Raw genomic sequence first — 17,609 nt, 5'->3', positions numbered from 1 at the left:
AATAATAATTACAAATTTTGAATATTTTGAAATTCAATTGAAACAGATTTTCTTTACGTATCAACTAAACTAAATACCTTATGAGAAAAGCTTTACTCTTTGTTGTTGCGCTTTTCACCATGACACTTAGCTATGAGGTGTCGGCGCAACAGCGGGTAATTACCGGTACGGTAATTTCCGACGAAGATGGACTAGGCTTGCCGGGTGCAACCGTCCTCGTGAAGGGTACGACAGTGGGTACTACCACCGATTTGGATGGTAATTATTCCATCAGCGTGCCTGCGGGTTCGAATGTGCTGATTTTCTCTTTTGTGGGTCTTGTATCCAAAGAAGAGGCGATAGGCAACCGAACCGTTATTAACGTAACCCTTACAACTGATGCAGCTCAACTATCCGAAGTGGTAGTAACTGCGATCGGTATTGAAAGGGAAAAGAAAGCCTTGGGTTATGCAGTTACCTCTGTAGGTAATGAGCAGCTCGAGAACAGACCTGAGCAAGACGTAGCCCGTGTTTTGCAAGGTAAAGTGCCAGGTGTAAACATTACATCTACCAACGGTATGTCAGGTTCTGGTACCAACATGGTAATTAGAGGTTATTCCTCAGCTACCGGTTCTAACCAGCCTCTATTCGTTGTAGATGGTGTTCCTTTCAACACTAGCACAAACAACCAAAACGGATTTACTACAGGTGGTGCGACCACATCTTCTCGTTTCTTGGATATTGACCCTAACAATATTGAGGCTATCTCTGTATTGAAAGGTTTGTCAGCAACCGTACTTTACGGTGACCAAGGTAGAAACGGTGTGATCTTGATCACTACCAAATCAGGAGCATCTAAGAGAAAAGCTGCTGAGGTAACTATCAACCAATCTGTATTTACCAACGAGGCGGCATCTTTGCCTACTTATGGTCAGGTTTATGGTAATGGTTTCCAGCAAGCGCCTGGTTTCTTCTTCTCTAACTTCGGTCCAAGAATGGATGAAGGAAGAACAGTAAACCACCCATATGCTACTTCTTCTGTACAAAAAGTAAGAGAAGCTTTCCCACAGTTCTGGGTTGATGGAATTGTAGGAGGTACTCCAGTACAGTATGAATACAAGGCATATGCTGATCCTTCTGAGATTTTCTTCAGAACTGGTTTGATTTCTAACACATCTGTTCAAGTTGCAGGTGGTTCAGACAAGACCAGCTTCAACGCTTCATTCGGTTATACTGACGAGGAAGGATTTACCCCTGGTAACGAATTGAAGAAGTACAACTTCGGATTGGGTGTTAACTCTGCAGTTTCTGACAAACTTTCTGTTAGATCTTCTTTCACTTTCGCAATTACAGACCTACAGTCTCCTCCAGTTAACGCAGCCTTCGGTTCCGGACCGTCTGGTGGTATTCCATCTGTTTTTGCTCACGTATTGTATACTCCTCGTTCTGTGGATTTGGGTGGTCTTCCTTTTGAAAACCCAATTGATAGAAGTTCTGTGTACTACAGAGGTGGTAATGACATCGTTAACCCGAACTGGTTGGTGAGATATTATCAGAATACTTCTGATGTACAGCGTTTCTTCAATTCTACAGCTGTTAATTACGACTTGACCGATGACTTCTCTATTACTTATAGAATCGGTTTGGATACATATACAGAGTTGCAGGAATTGAGATACAATAGAGGAGGACCTTCTTCTTCATTGGCAACAACTTCTGGTTATTACAGATCAGTAAACGTTACAAATAGTATCTGGAACCAGGATTTGATCATCAACTGGAAGAAGCAATTCTCTGATAAATTTGGTATGAGTGCTTTGATTGGTGGTAACTCCAGATATGACACTTATTCTCAAAATGGTGTAGCTTCTCAAGGACAGTTGGCTTTCGGATTGTTCCGTCACTCTAACTTCACCAACTCATCTAGTAATGATGCATATAGCGGTGGAGGTTTGAACTTTACTCAAGAAGAAAGAAGAATGGGTATTTATGCTAACGTAACGTTGGACTACTCTAATTATTTATTCTTTAACCTTTCTGCAAGAAATGACTGGACTTCAACAGTTGAGCCTGAAAACAGAAGAATCCTATATCCGGGAGCATCAGTTTCCTTCCTTCCTAGTACTGCATTCAACTGGAACAGCAGCACTATCAATGATTTGAAATTGAGATTAGGTTATGGTACTTCTGCTGGTTTCCCTTCTCCATATAGAACGAGAAACATTTTGAATCAAAGTGCTCGTGCTTTTGATAGAGATGGAGCCGTTACTCAGACTCACTCTGTATCCAACTTGTTGGGTAACCCTAATTTGAAGCCAGAGTTGCACGAGGAAACTGAATTCGGTATTGAAGCAGTGATGTTCAATAACAAGTTGAAGTTTGACATTTCCTTGTATCAGAAGAATACAAGAGATTTGATTACTCAAGCACCTATTGATCCTTCTACTGGATTTACTTCAACTGCAATCAACATTGGTAAAATCAGAAACAGAGGTATTGAATTCCAGGCAACTGTAACTCCAGTATCCACCGCTTCAGGTTTTGCATGGAATTCTACTATAAACTGGGGCCTTTATAGATCTAAGACCATCGAGTTAGGTGGAGGTTTGGAAGAGATCGTTGTTGCTGGTTTTACTACCTTGGGTAACTTCGCTATTCCTGGTCAGCCGTTCAATATTATCAAGGGTGTAGGATTTGAAAGAGACGAGCAAACTGGTCAGCCAATTGTTCTTTCTAACGGATTGTATAAGCCTTCTGCTGAATTGAAAGTATTAGGTGATCCAAACCCAGCTTGGACTGGTTCTTGGATTAACTCCTTCACATACAAAGGATTTACCTTGAATGCAATGATGGAATACAGACATAAGGGTGCTATTTTCTCTAACACTGTGACAGCAACTCTAGCTAGAGGTGTAACAAAAGATCCTGTTATTGATAGAGAATTGACCTTCATCATGCCAGGTGTGAAAGAAGATGGTACTCCAAATGATATTCAAATCACTGCTTCTGACTACTTCTTTGCAGGTTATCAGGGTGCAACAGATGAGCCAAACGTATTCGATGGTTCTATGATTCGATTGAGAGAACTTTCTTTGGGTTATCAAATCCCATCGAACTTGATGTCAAAGACTCCATTTAAGAGAGCTTCTATCGCCTTGAGTGGTACAAACCTTTGGTTCCTTGCCTTGAACTTCCCTCCAAACATGAACTATGACGTAGACGTGTTGGGAACTGGTGTTGGTAACGGATTAGGATTTGACTTTGTTACAGGTCCTAGCTCAAGAAGATTTGGTGGTACTGTAACACTTACATTCTAACCCCAAACAGAAATTAAGATGAAAAAAAGAATATATAGTTTATTGCTGGCTGTCAGCACACTGTTTGCGGTTTCCTGTGATCTAGATTTGTTGGAAAACCCAAATGCTGTAAACGCAGACACAGCTTCTCCTGACTTTCTGTTAAACAGAATTCAGTTAGATTATCAGTCCTTCTTCAACACGGTTGGAGATGATGGAATGCGATTGACTCGTATTATTAACCAAGGTTCTGCGCAGTACGAAGGAGCTTATACTCCAGTTACTACAAACGGATATTGGACTAATGCTTATGCAAATATTTTAGCAGACATTAAGTTCTTGGAGCCTTTAGCTGAAGCTTCAAACTTCCAAAGACACTTGGGTATCGCTAAGACAATCAAGGCAATGGTCTTGTTTAACTTGGTAGATTCATACGGTGATGTTCCTTTCTCTCAGGCTTTGGACCCTAACGAGTTCAATCCTGCGGTAGACCAGGGTGCTGCTGTTTATGATGCTGCTTTGGCAGCCTTGAACGAAGCAGCTGCTCACTTTGCAGCTAACCCTTCTTCTGGTACACCAAATGATTATTACTACAACCGTAATTACACCAAGTGGATTCGTTTGGTGAATACCTTGAAGTTAAGATACCATTTGAACAGAAAATTGGTCGATAGAGCTGGTTCAACTTCTGCTATCAATGCTTTGATTGCAGCAGATAATATGTTGAAAACTGGGGATGATTTTGTGTTCCGTTTTGGAACAACAAGAGCTGATCCTGATTCTCGTCATCCTAGATTTGCAGGTCAGTATACACAAGGTGGTGGAGATTATCAGTCTACTTTCTACATGTGGCACATGACTGAAGCTAAAGGCTTTGATGATCCTCGTGCAAGATTCTATTTCTACAGACAGGTATTAGTTAATTCTACTAATCCAGATGAAATTGAGTGTATTACTCAGATTCCTCCGCCACACTATTTAGTAGGTAATTTTATCTACTGTCTTCCTGGTCAGAGAGGATATTGGGGTCGTGATCACCTAGATCCAGACGGTATTCCACCAGATGGATTGAAGAGAACTGCTTGGGGTGTATTCCCAGCTGGAGGTAGATTTGATAATAACTCTGCTTCTCCTGTAAACAACCCTTCATTGGGAGCTCAAGGAGCTGGAATTCATCCAATCATGCTTGCTGCTTATGTTGACTTCATGTTGGCTGAAGCTGCTCAGACCCTAGGTACTACTGGAAATGCAAAAACCTATTTGCTGTCTGGTATCAAAAAGCACATGGATTATGTAGTTGCATTTAGTAGAGGTACTTCTGAAGGTGGCGCTATCAATGCATTCTTAACCGCTCAGGGTATCAATTTGACAGCCAATATCGACAATTACTTGAAGTATGTTGGTGACGAATTTGATGCTACCAGTTCTAGTGATGCCAAAATGAGTGTCATTGGTAGAGAGTATTGGTTGTCATTGTACGGTAATGGAATTGAATCATATAACCTTTATAGAAGAACAGGTAAGCCTTCACCTATGCAGCCTGGTTTGGAGCAGAATCCTGGAATTTTCCCAAGATCATTCTTCTATCCAAACAACTATATGGTTACAAATACCAAAGCGGTTCAAAAACCTGATCAGTCCGTACAAGTATTTTGGGATACAAATCCTGCAGGAAATGCTTGGGTTCAATAACCGATAAATTTGAAAAATATGAAAATGATAAAATATAGTTTCGGTCTACTGATGGGCGCTTTGATTTTCCTCAGCTCCTGTAGAGACTTTGTAGAGCCGAATATTCCATATACCGACTTTGATACGGCGGCTTATTTGAGAACCATCTCAAGAACCAGCACAACGTTCAACTTCTTTAATCTGGCTAATTCTAAATTTGCTTTGACTTTGGAGGCCGTAGATGCTGAAGATGGTAACACTGTAGAAACAGTTGAAATTCGAGTTCGTCACAGACGATTGATCCCAGGTGTTGGTCTTGAGTATACTCCAGCCAACGATGTTCTTGTTAGAACTCTTCAGAAGTCTGACTTCGCTCCAAATTCAGAATCTAGATTCTTAAGAGTTTCTTTTGAGATCCCTGCTTCTGAAGCCATCTCTGCTGTAGGTTTAACTCCTGCTCAAATCGAAGGCGCGGACGTATTCGAATTCAGATTAGTATTGAATGATAAATTTGGTAGAAGATTCTCCAGTGACAACGTTACTACTAACGTTGCTGGTGCTCCTTTCTATGCTTCTCCATTCCAATATAATGTGAGTGTAATTTGTCCTTCTGACCTTGCGGGAACATACAACTTTACTCAGTCCAACATGCAGTCTATTTATGGCTCTTGCCCAGGTACTATCTCTGGAACAACAACGTTCACAGCGATAGCTTCTACTCCTGGTGCTTATAGAATCACAGACGGAACCTTTGGGTTCTGGAACTGCTATGGTGACTCTTGGGGTAGTGGAAACGTTCGAATCAATGATGCCTGTGGTAAGTTGACCATGAGCGGATCTGATAAGTACAGTGCTTCTTACTCCATGACTGTAGTAAGTGTTAATGCTCAGGATCTTGTAATTCAGTGGTTAAACTCTGATGGAGAAACTGGTCTAGTAACGATTAAGTCTAATTCTGGTAAGCCTTGGCCTGCTGGATTGAGATAATAAAATTCTTTTGAATTTAAAGAGCGGCAAAATTTGCCGCTCTTTTTTTATCTAATTTGTATATTTGGAAAAGCAAATAAGCAGTTTTTTAATCTGAACATTTGGGAGTAGTTTTGTGTTGTTCTCAAAAAATAACCATGGACAAATTCTCATACATCGCCAACGCTCATGTTTCCTATATAGATGAGCTCTATAATTCCTACAAACAAGACCCAGAATCCATTGATCCTAGCTGGAAAGAATTTTTTGATGGATTTGATTTTGCCCTTACCAATTACGGTGAAGGTGAAAATGGCCAAGCTGCAGAATCTACTGCATCTGCTCCGAAAAATGGTTCTTTGGCCACTCCAGGTACCATTATGGATATGGAGCAGCTTCCAAAAGAAATTAAGGTAAGAGCTCTAATCCATGCGCACAGATCAAGAGCTCACTTAAGATCTAAAACAAACCCTGTTCGTGAAAGAAGAGATAGAAAGGCGCTGATTGATCCGGATGATTTTGGTTTGGGTCAAGATGATATGAATACTGAGTTCCAAGCGGGAAATGAAATTGGTATCGGAAAAGCAAAACTCTCTGCGATAATAGATGCACTCAAAACCATCTATGAGGGTCCAATGGGTTTCGAATACCTCTACATCAGAGATCCTGAAATGCTGGATTGGTTTAAAACCAAAGTTGAGAAGGAAGCTTTAGCCTTTAATCCTTCCACTGATGAAAAGAAAAGAATCCTATTTAAACTCAACCAAGCTGTTGTTTTTGAAAACTTTTTGCACACTAAATACCTTGGTCAAAAACGTTTTTCTCTAGAAGGCGGTGAAAGTACTATTCCATTTTTAGACGCTGTAATAAATACGGCTGCTCTTGGAGGTGTGGAAGAAGTAATGATAGGTATGGCTCACAGAGGTAGGCTAAATGTGCTTGCCAATGTTATGGGCAAAACCTATGAGCAGATTTTCTCAGAATTTGAGGGTACAGCGAAGCCAGACCTAACTATGGGAGATGGGGACGTAAAATATCATATGGGTTATTCCTCTGATATCGTTACTCCTGAAGACAAGAAAGTTCACCTGAAGTTGGCTCCCAATCCATCGCACTTGGAGGCGGTTAATCCCGTAGTAGAAGGATTTATCAGAGCAAAAATTGACTCAGAACATAAGGGTGATAAAACCAAGGCGCTCCCTATTTTGATTCATGGGGATGCTGCAGTAGCGGGTCAAGGTATTGTGTATGAGGTAACTCAGATGGCTGGTTTGAAAGGCTACAACACGGGTGGAACCATTCACTTTGTCATTAATAACCAAGTAGGTTTTACTACTGATTTTGATGATGCAAGATCTTCTATCTATTGTACAGATGTGGCTAAAATCATCGATGCTCCGGTAATTCACGTTAATGGTGATAATGCTGAAGCAGTAGTCTTCGCGGCGAAGTTAGCGGCAGAATTCAGACAAAAATTTGGTAGAGATATTTTTGTGGATATGGTATGCTACAGACGTCATGGTCATAATGAGTCTGATGAGCCTAAATTCACTCAACCCGAACTTTATAATATCATCTCCAAGCATCCAAACCCTAGAGAGATTTATGTAAAGCGATTGACCGAAAGAGGGGATATCGATGCCGAAATTGCTTCTCAAATGGATGAAGAGTTTAGACAGCTTCTACAAGATCGTCTAAACATGGTTAAGGAAAAGCCACTTCCGTATCAAGCTACTAAGTTTGAAAGAGAATGGGGTAGCCTTAGAAGATCCAAGCCGGAAGACTTTGATCAATCTCCAGAAACAGGTGTTGATGCCAAAGTAATTGATCAAGTTGCCGAAGCATTGACGACTATTCCAAAAGGTTTCAAGCCAATCAAGCAGATTGAGGCTCAAATGAAGCAGAGAAAAGATATGTTCTTCAAGTCCAAGTCATTGAACTGGGCTTCTGCTGAATTATTGGCTTATGGATCTTTATTACTTGAGGGAAAAACTGTAAGACTTACAGGTCAGGATGTGCAAAGAGGTACATTCTCCCACAGACATGCAGTATTGCACGATGCCAATTCCAATCAGCCTTTCAATTCTTTAAAAGAAATGAAAGATAGAAAGGGACAATTCCATATTTACAACTCTCTACTTTCAGAATATGCTGTTTTGGGATTTGAGTACGGATATGGAATGGCTAATCCGCATTCTTTGACCATTTGGGAAGCGCAGTTTGGTGATTTTGCAAACGGAGCCCAAACCATGATTGACCAGTTTATTTCCTCCGGTGAATCCAAGTGGCAAAAGCAAAATGGACTGGTAATGCTTCTTCCTCATGGATATGAAGGACAGGGTCCAGAGCACTCTAATGCGAGACCTGAAAGATTTTTGCAGCTTTCTGCTGAATATAATATGGTGGTGGCTAATATCACCGAGCCATCCAACTTCTTCCATTTGTTAAGAAGGCAATTGGCTTGGGAATTTAGGAAGCCTTGCGTAGTCATGTCTCCAAAATCCTTGCTACGACACCCTAAGGTGATGTCACCTATAGATGAATTTACTTCGGGTAAGTTTAGAGAGTTAATTCCTGATACTACTGTAAACACCAAGGATGTGAAGCGAGTGGTTCTTTGCACAGGTAAAGTATATTATGACCTAGAAGAAGCGAGAGAGAAAGAAAAAGTGAAGAATGTGGCGCTTGTTCGTATTGAACAGCTACATCCACTGCCTAAGAAGCAGATTTTTGAAACATTGAAGCAATACAAAGATGCAGAGGTAGTATGGGTTCAGGAAGAGCCAGAAAATATGGGCTACTGGAATTATATGTTGAGACTGCTGCATAAAGAACTTCCAATGGATGTGATTGCCAGAAAGATGAGTGCATCTCCAGCTACCGGATATAACAAAGTCCATGTAGAAGAACAAAAAGCAATTGTTTCCAAAGCATTAAAACTGTAATTAACCGCAAATCCAGAATATTCCTTTTACCTCTTTTGCCATTTTTTGGTAAAAGTCAACAGAAAAACACATGAGCAAAGAAATCAAAGTTCCGGCTGTCGGTGAATCAATCACCGAAGTAACCATAGGCCAGTGGTTTAAAAAAGATGGGGATTCAGTTCAGATGGATGAAGTTCTATGTGAACTTGAATCTGATAAAGCAACTTTTGAATTGCCGGCAGAGGCTGCAGGTACCTTACGAATCAAAGCAGAGGAAGGTGATACATTGGAAATTGGCGCTGTGATCTGTGTAATAGAAGAATCAGATTCAGGAGTCAAAAGTGAAGAGTCAAAAGACTCCAAAAAGTCTGAGGAAAAGTCTAAAGCATCTTCTTCCTCCTCTTCTAAAACAGGGGAAGTAAAGGAAATGGTTGTGCCAACTGTTGGTGAATCTATCACTGAGGTTACGCTGGCAAATTGGATCAAAGCCGACGGCGATTATGTCAAATTGGACGACATCATTGCTGAAGTGGACTCAGATAAGGCAACCTTCGAATTGCCTGCTGAAGCTTCTGGAATACTTCGCCATGTTGCGAAAGAAGGCGATACACTGGAAATCGGAGGATTGATTTGTAAGATTGAAGTGACTGAAGGAGAGCCCGAAACTTCATCTTCTGAAAAGTCCAGCTCCGAAAGTGCCTCAAGCTCATCTTCTTCATCTGATAAGGATAGCTACGCTACAGGACATGCTTCTCCGGCAGCGTCTAAGATTCTTTCTGAAAAAGGAATTAAGCCTGAGGAGGTAAAAGGAACTGGAAAAGACGGAAGAATTACAAAAGAGGACGCTCAAAATGCACAGAAATCTGCGCCTGCTCCAAAGACAGAATCCAAGTCGGAAAGCAAAGCCGAGGCTCCTGCTCAAAAACCAACTCAGGGTGGTTCCAGAGAAGAGAGAAGAGAAAAAATGTCCTCATTGAGACGTACTGTTTCCAAAAGATTGGTGTCTGTGAAAAATGAAACAGCCATGTTGACGACATTCAATGAAGTCAATATGAAGCCAATCATGGATTTGAGATCCAAATTCAAGGAACAGTTCAAAGAAAAGCATGGTGTAGGACTTGGTTTTATGTCATTCTTCACCAAAGCTGTATGTGTTGCTCTTCAGGAGTGGCCAGCTGTCAATGCCAAAATTGACGGAAATGAGATCGTTTATAATGATTACTGTGATATTTCAATTGCTGTTTCCGCTCCAAAAGGTCTGGTCGTGCCAGTAATCAGAAATGCAGAAGGATTAAGCTTCGATCAGATTGAAAAAGAAGTGGTAAGACTAGCTACCAAAGCAAGAGATAATAAGCTTTCCATTGAAGAGATGACTGGAGGTACCTTCACCATCACTAATGGAGGTGTATTTGGTTCTATGATGTCTACTCCGATTATCAATGCTCCTCAATCTGCTATTCTCGGTATGCACAATATTGTGGAAAGACCTATGGCTGTTAATGGTGAAGTGAAAATTCTTCCTATGATGTATGTAGCGCTTTCTTACGATCATAGAATCATTGACGGAAGAGAATCCGTAAGTTTCTTGGTTCGTGTTAAGCAGCTCTTGGAAGATCCGACTAGGTTGTTGTTTGGAGTATAAACGACTGTACAAAGTAAAAAGTACGATGTACAAAGTGTATTAAAATTTGAATTGATTAGTTAAATTAATAAAAAAAATGTTTAACTAAATTAAATTCAAAATGCATCGTTACAAAGAACTCAAAGTATGGCAGAAGGCCATAGATTTAGCTGTTGAAGTTTACAAGATTACGGAAAATCTTCCTCCTCAAGAGCGCTTTGGATTAATCTCTCAAATGAATAAGTGTGTAATTTCTATTCCTTCAAATATTGCAGAAGGTGCAGGAAGGAATACTAATAAGGATTTTGATCATTTCCTTGGTATTTCACTAGGCTCTTCTTTTGAGTTAGATACCCAAATGGTTATTTCTAACCGCTTGGGCTATGTTAGTATAGATGATTTTGAAAAAATAGAAACTGAACTTGAGCATATTCAAAACATGATAGTCAGACTTAAGCAAAGTTTAAATGTTTAACCTTGTTGTACTTAGTACTTGATACTTGGTACATAATACTTGATAAAAAATGTACGACGTTATAGTAATTGGCTCCGGCCCGGGAGGATATGTGGCAGCGATCAGAGCTGCTCAATTGGGCATGAAAACAGCCATTATTGAAAAATATTCAACTTTGGGAGGAACATGCCTTAATGTAGGTTGTATTCCTTCCAAAGCTTTACTTGACTCCTCAGAGCATTATCATAATGCTGCTCATACTTTCAAAACTCATGGTATTAATTTGAGTAATTTGAAAGTGGATTTGAAGCAGATGATTTCCAGAAAGGATGATGTGGTCAAACAAAATGTGGATGGGATTCAATTTTTGATGAAGAAGAATAAAATTGATGTTCACCACGGAATGGGTTCTTTTGTAGATAAGAATACCATCAAAGTGACTAAAGAGGATGGTAAGTCTGAAGAGATCCAAGGTAAAAATATCATCATAGCTACGGGTTCTAAACCAGCTTCCTTGCCTTTCATCAAGCTGGATAAGGATAGAGTGATTACTTCTACCGAAGCTTTGAAAATGAAGGAAATCCCAAAACACCTGATCGTGATAGGCGGCGGTGTGATTGGAATGGAATTAGGATCCGTTTATGGTAGAATGGGAGCCAAAGTTTCTGTGGTTGAGTTTATGGATTCTTTGATTCCTTCCATGGATAAGACCATGGGCAAAGAGCTTCAAAAGTCTTTAAAAAAATTAGGCTTTGAGTTTTATCTGAAGCACAAGGTGACTTCTGTAGAAAATAAAGGAAAAGAAGTTATCGTAAAGGCTGAAAACGGAAAAGGAGAAACCATCGAGATCAAGGGCGATTATGTTCTGGTTTCAATAGGAAGAAAGCCATATACTGAAGGCTTGAATGCTGAAGCTGCTGGTGTCAAGTTGAATGACAGAGGGCAAGTGGAAGTGAATGAGCATTTGCAAACTTCCGCATCACATATCTATGCTATTGGTGACGTCGTCAAAGGTGCCATGTTGGCTCATAAGGCTGAGGAGGAAGGAACCTTTGTAGCAGAAACAATTGCCGGTCAAAAACCTCACATTAATTATAACCTGATTCCGGGTGTTGTCTACACCTGGCCAGAAGTTGCTTCCGTAGGATATACCGAAGAGCAGTTGAAGGAAAAGGGTATTAAATATAAGTCTGGGAAATTTCCATTCATGGCATCAGGTAGAGCAAGAGCCTCTATGGATACTGATGGCTTAGTGAAGGTTTTAGCAGATGCTGAGACAGACGAAATCCTAGGTGTCCATATGATTGGACCTAGAACTGCAGATATGATCGCTGAGGCAGTGGTTGCGATGGAGTACAGAGCTTCTGCAGAAGATATCGCAAGAATGTCCCATGCTCACCCTACTTATACAGAGGCGTTTAAAGAGGCTTGTTTGGCAGCTACTGATAATAGAGCCTTACATATATAAGTTTGAAATTGATTTAGTGAAGCCATTTCTCTTTTGGGAAATGGCTTTTTTATTTTGCCTAAAAAATAGCTTAATTCCGTCATGAAGTTCAAAATAGCCATTTTAGGAGCAGGAAATGTAGCCTGGCATTTAGCTCCGGCATTGGAGGATGCAGGGCATATGATTACTGAAGTTTATGCCAGAGATATTGAGAAGGCCAGGAGAATCACTGAGCGAGTTTATGCAGCAGAGTCTAAAGAGGACTTGGATTTTTCGGAAAGTGAAGCTGAGATTTTTATTTTGGCAGTGAAAGATGATGCCATACTTGAAATAGCCGACTCAGTTATTTTGCCAGAGGGAAGCATTTTGGTTCATACCTCCGGAACTATGTACCTGGATGTATTGGGTTACAGTTCAGCTAGTTATACGGGAATATTATATCCATTACAATCCTTCACCATGGGGCAAAAAATGGATTTGTCAGAAGTCCCTTTTTTATTGGAATCTGATGATCAGGAGGTATTGCAAAAGCTAAAAAAGCTTGCAAAAAGTATTTCTAACTTGACTTATTTGGTGAGATCCAAAGATAGAAAGGCAGTACATGTTGCAGCTGTTTTCGCAAGTAATTTTTCAAACCACATGATCAGAATTGCTGAAGAAATTATGAGAAGGCAGGGCTTGGATTTCGAAATGATCAAACCTCTAATTATTGAAACTATCTCAAAAAGTTTACAGATTGGGGCTCAAAAAGCGCAAACTGGTCCAGCCATTCGGGAAGATTATGAAGTCTTGGAAGATCATTACCGCTTTTTAAATTACAATGAGCAAATAGCTGAAATTTATCGGCTGATCTCCCAAGACATTATCGATTCTTAACCATTCCAAGAACCAAATTTTCCTTGCTGGTAGTCTTCATAAGCCTCATAGATCTCTTGCTGAGAATTCATAACAAATGGTCCTTGAGCTACTACTGGCTCATTGAAAGGCTTAGCATGACCCAAGATAAGAATTGATTTTTCCAGAGCTTCCACGGAAAGAGTAGAACCTTCATTTTCAAATTCTACCAAATGTCGGAATTGAATTTCTTCCTGATTGATCTTTACTTCGCCACGAACCAAGTAAAAGAAGATATTCTCATCTTCAGGGATTTCCTTAGTAAATTGGCTGCCTTCTTCTAAATAAATGGTGCTCATGGTAATGGGGAAAGTACCTTCAAAAGCACCTTTTACACCATTCCATTCGCCAAAGAGTTGCTGAACCTGAATTTTACCTTCGCTCAGCTCAAAGGTTGGGATTTCATCTTTCTGCAAGCCGATATAATTCGGATCCATCATTTTTTTCGCAGCAGGAAGATTTAACCATAATTGCAGAATCTCCAAGTCACCACCTTTTTTCTTGAATTCAGAACTGGAAACTTCAGCATGTATCAAGCCCTTCCCAGCAGTCATATACTGAACTCCTCCAGGACCAATTACTGATTCATGCCCGCTAGAATCCTTATGCATGATATCACCTTCCAAAATGAAGGTTACTGTTTCCATTCCTCTATGTGGATGAGGTCCAAACGGCAGACCTTGATTATGCTCAGGGTATGTTTGAAATCCATGATGATTCAAAAACAAAAAAGGATCTATCATTTGTAAAGACCGCGTCGGCATAGGACTATATGTAACTAGGTCTGCGATAGGTCTATATTCTGATTTGTGTATTTTTTTGATCTTTCTCATAGCTAATTAATGTATATACATGTAAATGAAAAAAGCCCTAAAAAAGTTTAGTGAATTGATTTTTTTTCGATTACTGAAGCTTCTTATCCAGTTCTAAAATGGTGTAAAGAAGTACGTTGGCGCCATTGGCAATATCCTCCTTGCTGGAGAATTCAGAAGGTGCATGGCTAATTCCATCTTTACTTGGAATAAAGATCATACCCATGGGAGCAATTCTAGCCATTTCTTGAGCATCATGGCCAGCTCCACTCGGAAGGCTTAGAGTTGATAATCCCAGTTTTTCTGCTTGAGCCTGAATTACCCTTCTGACCTCTGGATCAGCTAATGCTGGTTTGGATGCAACCTCAATATGTTTGGAATTAAACTCAACATCAAATTCCTCTGCTATACTCTGGGCTTGCTTTTCCAGGTCCTTATAAATAGTCCAAATTTTTTCTGAAGAGAGATCCCGCATTTCTAAATTGAGCTTAACTTCTCCTGGTATTACGTTGCCAGCTCCAGGGAATGCCTGAATTTTCCCAACTGTTGCTACCTGTCTTCCTTCGTAGGATTTCACAGTTTGGTTTACCGCTAGAATGAACTTTGCCGCTGCCAGCATAGGGTCTTTTCGAAGATTCATTGGAGTAGTACCGGCATGATTGGCAAATCCTGTAAAAGTGATATCCCACCAGTCAATGGCTACAATTCCTTCCACCACACCAATGTCTTTCTTTTCATTGAAGAGATTCGCTCCTTGCTCAATATGTAATTCTAAAAAAGCCGCCAAATCACCCGGATTTCTTTTAATTTCATTGATTCTATCAGGATTCCCTCCTAATTTTTTGATACCCTCATATTGAGTGATTCCTGCATTACTTACTACTTGTAGTGCCTCTTTACTCAATTGGCCTACCAAAGCTCTACTTCCTACTACTCCACCTTCCTCATTGGTAAATATGATTACTTCCAAAGGATGTTTAGTGGTAAAATTATTTTCAGCTAAGGTCTTGATGACTTCAATAGATGACATAGATCCCACAGGTCCATCGTAATCTCCTCCATTAGGTACTTCATCTATATGCGATCCAAATGCAATGGGCTTTAAAGTATCATCTGTTCCCTTTTTTCTTCCGATAATATTTCCAGCAAAATCCACGGAAACACTCAGACCTGCATCTTTCATCAGACTGATAACATATTCCCTAGCCTGCAGATCATATTCACTGTATGCAACTCTATCCGTTCCCCCTTTTTCATTTTTTCCAAAGGTGGAAAGCTGCATTAATGAGGCATGAAGTCTGTCTGAATTGATTTTGAACGACTGCGCATAGCTTATTTGTAAACAAAACAGCAATAAGAGAGTCAGTGGAAATATTCTTTGAATCATAAGTTTAGCTTTTTGAAGAATAGAAATATACAAAAAAAGTCCTGCCGTATAGACAGGACTTTTATTCGTGGTTTTGGCATTAATTATTTCAACCAAGCTAACTTCACCTCATCAGGTGCTTTCATTCGGTCTGCCAATCTCATATATCTATCTGCAAGATTTGATAAGTAATCTTGTGCCTTTGCGGCCATATCATTTAAGCCGGTTACAGCTTCAACTTTCCAGTGATCCACCAAGTGCTGAATGATTCTAGCATAATCCCAGCCTGTGTAGATTCCTACTTTTTGAGTGATTTCAGAGAAATCTTTGTACAAAGATTGACGGCTTCCACCTTCTCCCATTAATACTGCCGGCATGACAATTTGCTTGCGCATCATTTTTTCGAAGGCTACCATAGCGCCGCTAGGATCTATTTCAAAAATTTTAGACATGAAGGTTTTATAAGCCTTTTCATGTCTTGCTTCATCACCCGCAATAGTTTTACAGATTTTTGAAAGCACATGGTCTCCTGCTTTATCGGCAAGTTTACCTGTGTTTACGTGGGAAATCTTAGTTGCTCTTTCCTGAAAAGAGGTATAAATCATAGCCTGATAGGGATCAGATTCTGATTTCGGGTCAAATCCATTCGAAATCAAACGGTGGATGGTTTGCTCTACTGCCTTCATATCCACTCTTCCTGTTAGGTAGAGATATTTATTTAAAAGATCACCGTGACGGTTCTCTTCTGCAGTCCAAGCTTTTGACCATCTTACCCAACCTGAAGGAGAAAGAAGGTTTCGTTCTTCATTGATTCCTTCCAACAAATTAAAGTAAGTCTGATAAGAAGGTAATGCTTCTTCAGTGATCATGTTTCCTACCAGAGAAGTCAAAACGGTATCTGGAATCCCTTCCGCCCGCATTTGCAATAATTTAATGTCCTCAATCGCTTCTGGATTGGACATATCTGGAAGAAAATCAGATGGCTGCCAACAGTCATCGGGATCAACCAGCACATTATCCACAGCATCACCAACGATGGCATCCAGCTGGGAAATGACTTCCATGTTTTTTTCCAGCTCGTAATTGATAGGTTTTGAACTCATAATATTCGTGTTATTTGATTCTTTTATTTATTGCTAATTAGAATCGTTATAAAGGTAAGGACAATAATGCAGAATCGGCACGGAAAAACTCTATTCCTTATTTGAGTTTCCATGAGTGGATTTTAAACTACTTAGAGAAGAAAAAAGGAGCTGATTTTACAGCCCCTTTGACCTTTAAAGCTATATCTTAGTAATCCAATTTATAAGCTACTACCTTGTTTTTGAAGAAGGTAGGGACATATACGATCATTTCTGATGGATTGTATCCAATGTCTGCTGTATTGGATTCTTCAGCTTTGGTGTCTAGTAGGATGCTTTGGTCTTCAGCGCTAGCAAACCAAACTTCACCTTGCCATCTTGAAGCCACAAAGTTTCCGTCTCCTAAGATCACTAATCCATCTCCTCCTGTTACCGCATTGTTGACCACCTCAGCGGTACCGTCTGCATTCCATTTCTTCAAGCCAGATGCATCCAAACCATAGATAGTTCCATCATTCGCAACTGCTATTCCATTGATACTGTCATGTCCCTCTGAGATAGTGGTGATTTTCCCATCAGCATACATGTGAACTTTTCCAGTATTCATGTCTGTGAAATAAACTTTACCATCATGAGTAGCCACATCATTCAGGAATTGAGCTCCCTGAACAGGCCATCTGTTGGATACTTTCGCCGTTGCAATATCGATTTCGACTAACTGATCAATATCTGTGACATACAATTTTCCATTACTGATGCCCATTCCTTTTGGAGCGTTCAGTCCAGTAACCCAATCTTGAGTTACAATATTCCCTTCATTGTCAATAATTGAAATTGAACCTTTACCGTCTTTACCCAATGGATCTTGGCCAATGATGTTGGAGGTATAAATTGTACCTGTCGCCTCGTCGTAAAGAACTGATTCCACTGTCTCTAGTGTGGCAGGTGTTTCCCAAAGTTTGGTGAGCGTTGGAGATTTTACTTCCTCAATTACTGCAACTTCTTCGGTTTCCTCGGTTTTCTGTGGTCCGCATTGTGCAAATAAAAAGCTTGCTGATAGGCCAATTAGGCCAAGTTTGATAGTTGATTTCATTTTT

At 40.1% G+C, this 17,609-nt stretch carries 12 protein-coding genes; 8 read left to right on the top strand and 4 right to left on the bottom strand.

All coding sequences use genetic code 11. The features are described 5' to 3' along the window. Nucleotides 1–80: 80 nt before the first annotated feature. From BM073_RS04520 to BM073_RS04485, 8 genes are all read left to right on the top strand, one after another. A complete protein-coding gene (locus BM073_RS04520; RefSeq protein WP_091651051.1) occupies nucleotides 81–3,296 on the top strand; it encodes a SusC/RagA family TonB-linked outer membrane protein in 3,216 nt (1,071 codons plus the stop codon). Between the two features lie 18 nt (nucleotides 3,297–3,314). Next, the gene (locus BM073_RS04515; protein ID WP_091651049.1) at nucleotides 3,315–4,967 is read left to right on the top strand and encodes a SusD/RagB family nutrient-binding outer membrane lipoprotein; all 1,653 of its coding nucleotides are present in this window, start codon (nucleotides 3,315–3,317) and stop codon (nucleotides 4,965–4,967) included. An 18-nt stretch (nucleotides 4,968–4,985) separates the two neighbouring features. Beyond that, nucleotides 4,986–5,933 (top strand): hypothetical protein, encoded by a 948-nt coding sequence (locus tag BM073_RS04510; protein ID WP_091651046.1) that lies wholly within the window; start codon nucleotides 4,986–4,988, stop codon nucleotides 5,931–5,933. Between the two features lie 137 nt (nucleotides 5,934–6,070). Beyond that, nucleotides 6,071–8,857, top strand: coding sequence for a 2-oxoglutarate dehydrogenase E1 component (locus BM073_RS04505; RefSeq protein WP_091651043.1), 2,787 nt, complete (start codon nucleotides 6,071–6,073; stop codon nucleotides 8,855–8,857). A 70-nt stretch (nucleotides 8,858–8,927) separates the two neighbouring features. Beyond that, nucleotides 8,928–10,478, top strand: coding sequence for a 2-oxoglutarate dehydrogenase complex dihydrolipoyllysine-residue succinyltransferase (gene odhB / locus BM073_RS04500; RefSeq protein ID WP_091651040.1), 1,551 nt, complete (start codon nucleotides 8,928–8,930; stop codon nucleotides 10,476–10,478). Nucleotides 10,479–10,578: 100 nt separating this feature from the next. Further along, nucleotides 10,579–10,932, top strand: coding sequence for a four helix bundle protein (locus tag BM073_RS04495; RefSeq protein WP_091651037.1), 354 nt, complete (start codon nucleotides 10,579–10,581; stop codon nucleotides 10,930–10,932). Between the two features lie 49 nt (nucleotides 10,933–10,981). Continuing rightward, the gene (gene lpdA, locus BM073_RS04490; RefSeq protein WP_091651034.1) at nucleotides 10,982–12,379 is read left to right on the top strand and encodes a dihydrolipoyl dehydrogenase; all 1,398 of its coding nucleotides are present in this window, start codon (nucleotides 10,982–10,984) and stop codon (nucleotides 12,377–12,379) included. Nucleotides 12,380–12,460: 81 nt separating this feature from the next. Then, entirely contained in the window at nucleotides 12,461–13,234 is a 774-nt protein-coding gene (locus BM073_RS04485) for a Rossmann-like and DUF2520 domain-containing protein (RefSeq protein ID WP_091651030.1), read from the top strand. On the opposite strand, the gene BM073_RS04480 is transcribed toward BM073_RS04485, so the two are convergent. The 4 genes from BM073_RS04480 to BM073_RS04465 form a co-directional block, all read right to left on the bottom strand. Further along, nucleotides 13,231–14,085 carry a pirin family protein gene (locus BM073_RS04480; protein WP_091651027.1) on the bottom strand — a complete coding sequence of 285 codons (855 nt, stop codon included), beginning with the start codon at nucleotides 14,083–14,085 and terminating at the stop codon, nucleotides 13,231–13,233. The two genes, BM073_RS04485 and BM073_RS04480, sit on opposite strands and share 4 nt — an antisense overlap. Before the next feature lie 70 nt (nucleotides 14,086–14,155). After that, nucleotides 14,156–15,451 carry a Zn-dependent hydrolase gene (locus tag BM073_RS04475; protein ID WP_175557845.1) on the bottom strand — a complete coding sequence of 432 codons (1,296 nt, stop codon included), beginning with the start codon at nucleotides 15,449–15,451 and terminating at the stop codon, nucleotides 14,156–14,158. A gap of 83 nt (nucleotides 15,452–15,534) precedes the next feature. Continuing rightward, on the bottom strand, nucleotides 15,535–16,533 hold the full coding sequence (locus BM073_RS04470; RefSeq protein ID WP_370627647.1) for an acyl-ACP desaturase: 999 nt from the start codon (nucleotides 16,531–16,533) through the stop codon (nucleotides 15,535–15,537). Between the two features lie 187 nt (nucleotides 16,534–16,720). Then, entirely contained in the window at nucleotides 16,721–17,605 is an 885-nt protein-coding gene (locus tag BM073_RS04465) for an SMP-30/gluconolactonase/LRE family protein (protein WP_091651021.1), read from the bottom strand. Between the last annotated feature and the right edge of the window lie 4 nt (nucleotides 17,606–17,609).

Origin of the sequence: Algoriphagus ornithinivorans, from assembly GCF_900115305.1 — a bacterium.
GTDB lineage: Bacteria > Bacteroidota > Bacteroidia > Cytophagales > Cyclobacteriaceae > Algoriphagus > Algoriphagus ornithinivorans.
The sequence above is the reverse complement of the archived record's forward strand: the minus strand, read 5'-3'. Positions and strand labels throughout refer to the sequence as shown.